Source organism: Devosia sp. (assembly GCF_034675085.1).
In the GTDB taxonomy this organism is placed as follows: Bacteria; Pseudomonadota; Alphaproteobacteria; order Rhizobiales; family Devosiaceae; genus Devosia.
Genome location: NZ_JAUCDN010000266.1, coordinates 1 through 4,531, shown reverse-complemented (window position 1 = coordinate 4,531; position 4,531 = coordinate 1). Strand labels below are relative to the sequence as shown.

Annotated in this window: 4 protein-coding genes and 1 pseudogene; all 5 read right to left on the bottom strand. The window is 66.7% G+C overall.

The window, feature by feature from the left end:
* A pseudogene (locus VDP82_RS14335) lies at window positions 1-196 on the bottom strand (tRNA(Ile)-lysidine synthetase); the annotation flags it as partial.
* On the bottom strand, window positions 181-1,209 hold the full coding sequence (ybgF, locus tag VDP82_RS14330; RefSeq protein ID WP_323015522.1) for a tol-pal system protein YbgF: 1,029 nt from the start codon (window positions 1,207-1,209) through the stop codon (window positions 181-183). The gene ybgF and the pseudogene VDP82_RS14335, both read right to left, overlap by 16 nt.
* 179 nt (window positions 1,210-1,388) lie before the next feature.
* On the bottom strand, window positions 1,389-1,838 hold the full coding sequence (gene pal / locus VDP82_RS14325; protein ID WP_416347123.1) for a peptidoglycan-associated lipoprotein Pal: 450 nt from the start codon (window positions 1,836-1,838) through the stop codon (window positions 1,389-1,391).
* Window positions 1,839-2,109: 271 nt separating this feature from the next.
* Complete coding sequence (tolB, locus tag VDP82_RS14320) at window positions 2,110-3,420, bottom strand: Tol-Pal system beta propeller repeat protein TolB (protein ID WP_323015521.1); 1,311 nt, start codon at window positions 3,418-3,420, stop codon at window positions 2,110-2,112.
* 61 nt (window positions 3,421-3,481) lie between these two features.
* On the bottom strand, window positions 3,482-4,531 hold a 1,050-nt coding region (locus VDP82_RS14315; RefSeq protein ID WP_323015520.1), incomplete at its 5' end, for a hypothetical protein.

Here is a 4,531-nt window from a genome sequence, read left to right as displayed (position 1 = left end):
CGTGATCGACCGAATAGACGATGAGGCCCGTCGCGTCGGCACGGCCAGCGGTCCAGCGCCGGGCCAGCAGCATCAGCGCCAGGCTGTCGGCGCCACCGGAAACGGCCAGGGCGATGGTTTTCGCCCCGGCCACATCGGCAAAAAGAGCATCGAGCCCTTCCGCGCTGTCGAGATCGGGCATCAGGCGGGCGGACATTGCGCCTTGAACTTCTCCTCACCGAGCCGGGTGCGGAAATCGGCCTGCACGCTGGTATAGCGCCGGTCGATCTCGGCAAAGGTGCGGCAGGCGGTTTCCCGCTCCCCCGCCCCCGACAGCGACATGCCCAGCTTGAGCAACAGGTCGGGCGCGCGCGGGCTGTCCGGCGCTTTCTGGAAGGCGTTGAGCAGCACTTCGGCCGCCTCGTCATAGGCGGCGCGATAGATCAGCGCATCGCCCAGAAGGCTCGCCGCGTCCGGCTGGCGCGGATCGTCGGGATAGAGTTCGAGGAACTGGCTGAACTGATCCTCGGCAAAGGCATAATCGCCGCTCGACAGGGCCTCGTAGCCGGCGGTGAACTGCGCGTCGGCATCGGCATTGCCGGTGGCCTTGGCTGCCGGGTCATAGGTGAGGTTGAGCGGCTGGCCGGTGACCAGGTCCACCGCGCCGGCTGAGCCGGTGCCCACCAGCGGATCGGCCGAATCGCCCAGCTCGTCCATCGGCACCGAACCATCGTCGAAAGTGGGGTCGAACTCGGCTTCGCCGGGAAGCGGCCGCACCCCCTGCTCGGGAATATCGGTCATGGGCACATTGGATTCGTCGTCGGAACCGGGGCTCTGCGGCAACGCCTCGGGCCGCATCGCGCCGCCCGCTTGGGTTGCCGCCTCAGTTTTTCCCCCGGCACCGCCTTCCAGCGCCTGGAAGCGGAACTCATTGTCCTCGGCCATGCGGTTGACGATTTCCTGCATCTGGGTGAGCTGGAAGGTCAGCCCCTCGATCTGTCCGTTGAGCGAGCGGATCTGCTCCTCAAGCTGCTGGATGCGCACCATCAGCTGCGCCGCATCGCTCGACTGGGCCAGATGAATGCGCGCCGGTGCGGGCTCGGCGGCATTGCCCAGCCCGCCGGGCGGCAGCACCATGGGCGCGGCCAATGCCGGAAGGGAAAAACACAGGGCGAGGGCGCTGGCGCCCAGCGCACCCCGTCCCGCTCTCGAAACTGCCTTTAGCTGCAAGCGACGCCTCCTGAGGCTCGAACTGACACGGCATCACCATGATATGCCTTGCCCTCGCGATAAAGGCCAATTTTGGTCAAAAGAAAGCGCCCGGGCCGATTGACCGGCTCCGGGCGCTCTTGCCTCCAGTTTGCACTGGATGGGATAGGCTTTCCGGTTTGACGAAAAGCCGTTCTTTCTTACTGCACCACAGTGACGGCGCGGCGGTTCTGGCTCCAGCAGGAGATGTCGTTACAGATGGCCACCGGGCGCTCCTTGCCGAAGGACTGGCTGGTGATGCGCTGGCCGTTGACGCCGCGCGAGACGAGGTAGTTGACCACCACCGAGGCGCGGCGCGCGCCCAGGGCGATATTGTATTCGCGGGTGCCGCGCTCGTCGGCATGGCCTTCGATCATGATGCGGTAGTTCTGGTACTGGTTGAGCCAGGCGGCCTGCTTGTCCAGCGTGGCCATGGCCTCGGTGGTCAGCGAGCTGGAATCGGTGGTGAAGAACACGCGGTCGCCCACCGTCACCAGGAATTCCTGCTGGCTGCCGGGCGCCCCGCCGCCGGGGCCCAGATTGCCCACGCCGGTCGGCATGGTGTTGGGCGTGCGCGAACAGGCGGCGACGACGACGACGAAAAGCAGCATCGCGGCAGCGCGCAACGCAGTGTTGAGGGGTGCGGTGATGACCACGGGGAAGCTCCTGGAAGGCGAAAATCTTAGGCCAGGCATTTACCGCACTTAATCTTAAAGCCGGGTTTGCCAGCGTGGTTAATCTTTGCCTATTCGGGCCTGAATGTGGCGGGAATCTGGGCTTTTTTGTGATGATGCAATCGCGCCACAGGGGACGGAGCGGCGGCGTTAAGGTTAAGCGGGGCGGCTCTTCACCTCTCCCCCAAGGGAGAGGTGAAGACGGGCTTTACCGCCTCAGGCCCGACCAGGCGGGATCGGACGCATAGCTTTCGGTGGGGATGGTGAGCAGGTTGCGGCCCCAGATATCCACGCTCATCAGCTTCGGGCCGTCATTGCCGCCCGGATCCTGGAAGAACATGATGACGCGGCCATTGGGGGCCCAGGTCGGGCCTTCGGCATGAAAGCCGGTATAGAGCATGCGCTCGCCCGAGCCATCGGGGTTCATGATGCCGATATTGAACTGGCCGCCCGACTGCCGGGTAAAGGCGATCAGGTCTCCCTTGGGCGACCACACGGGGGTGGAATAGAGCCCCTGCCCGAAGCTGATGCGCTGGGCGTTGCCGCCGCCGGCGCCCATCATGTAGATCTGCGGCGAGCCGCCCCGGTCGCTCTCGAAGACGATGCGGCCGCCATCGGGCGAATAGGAGGGGCCGGTATCGATGGCCGCGCCCGAGGTGAGCTGCATCGGCTGCCCGCCGCCGGTGCCCACTGCATAGATATTGGTGGCGCCGCCCTGCTCGACCGAAAAGGCCACGGTGCCGCCATCGGGCGAAAAGCGCGGCGCGAAGGTCATGGCCCCGACATTGGCGAGGCGCTGCTGCCGGCCGGTGGACAATTGCAGAAGGTAGACCTGCGGATTGCCGTCGGCGAAATTCATATAGGTGACCATGTCGCCATTGGGCGAGAAGCGCGGCGTCAGCGCCATGGACGAGCCATCGGTGAGATACTGCACATTGGCGCCGTCCTGATCCATGATGGCGAGGCGCCGCGTGCGGTTGGCCTTGGGGCCGCTCTCGGCGCAATAGATGACGCGGGTGTCGAAATAGCCGGTGCCGCCGGCCAGCGCCTCGTAGATGGCGTCGGAAATGATATGGGCGACGCGGCGCGAGGAATTGGGATCGGTATTGTAGCTCTTGCCCACCACCTGGGCCGCCTGCTGGGTGTCCCAGACGCGCACCGAGGAAGAAATCTGCCCGCCGCGCTCCACCCCGCCCATCACCAGCGCATCGACATTGGCGGTGCGCCAGGTGGGGAAATCGGGGGTGGCGTTGACATCGCCCACCTTGACCGGCAGCGAGGCCGGATCGAGCGGCACGAACAGCCCCGAGCGGCGCAGATTGTTGCGCACGATCTCGGCGATCTCGCGCCCGAAGGCCGGATCGGACGAGGCGAAATCGGGAATGGCGATGGGCAGCGGCTGGAAATTGGCGCCCTCCACCACGATGCGCAACTGCGCCATGGTCATGGGCGTGGTGGCCAGAAGCGCCCCGCCGGCCAGACCGAGTTTGAGCGCATTGCGCCTGGTGATGAGAGTCATGTCATGTCTCCATTCTCGCCGCCGGCGACGATCTTGCCCGCCAGAACGGCAAATTCATAGGTCACGGCCGCAGTTCCACTTCGATCTGCCGCCACTCGTTATAAGCGTCGGCAGACAGCATTTCATAAGGCCCGCACTGGGTAACGGCGCGCTGCGCCGCCCGGGCGATCGCCCCGCCGGCCGGCGAGGGATCGGCCGAGACCACTCGCGTGCCCGCCACCGTGCGGTCCGGGTTCATCGACACGCTCAACGTGACGTTGAGACCACTATTGATATCGCTGGGCAACAGGTTCCAGCAGGTCTTGATGCGCGCCACCAGCCCGTCAATGGCCGACTGGCTGAGCCGCGCCGAAGTGCCGGTCGTATCGCCCAGGGTCGGGCTCCCGCCGCGTCCGGTGGTGCCGCCGGTGGTTCTATCATTGTTGATAATGGCAGAAATATCGTCGGCCAGCGCCGCATCGAGCTGCTTGTTGGGCTGGGGACGCGGCGCCTGCTGGGCGGCGGCGGCCGCTGTGCGGCGACGCTCCTCCTCCTCGCGCTTCTTGCGTTCGGCCTCGGCGAATTCCCGCCGTTTCTGCTCGAGATTGGAGGGACGCTGCGCCGGCTTGGGCGCCTGCACCGCCGGCGGCGCAGGCGTGGGATCGGGCTCGGGTTCCGGCTCGGGTTCCGGCTGCGGCGCGGGCGTCGGGGTCGGCGTGGGCGCCGGAGCGGGCCGCGTCTGGGGTGTGGGCGGCACCGGGGGCGCGGGCGCAGGCTCGGGAACCGGCTCGGGCTGCGGCTCCGGCGGTGGAGGCGGCTCGGGCGTAGGGGCCGGCTCGGGCTCGGGTGTGGGTTCGGGCTCCGGCTCGGGCACGGCCTCGGGGGCCGGAGCGGTATTGGTGACCGGGGCGGGCGTGGGAATATCGGCCGGCGAGGGCGTCACCTGGTCCTGTTCGGTATTGCCGGTGGGCTGGGCCAGCTCCGCCGGCTGGTCATCCTCGACGATGGAGGGCGTGTCGGTCTCGACGATCTGGCTGGTCAACTGCCCGGCGCGGATATTGGAATAGTCCTCGATGGGCACCAGCTCGACGGAAATGGATTCGACAACAGGCGTCATCGGTTCGGTCAGCCC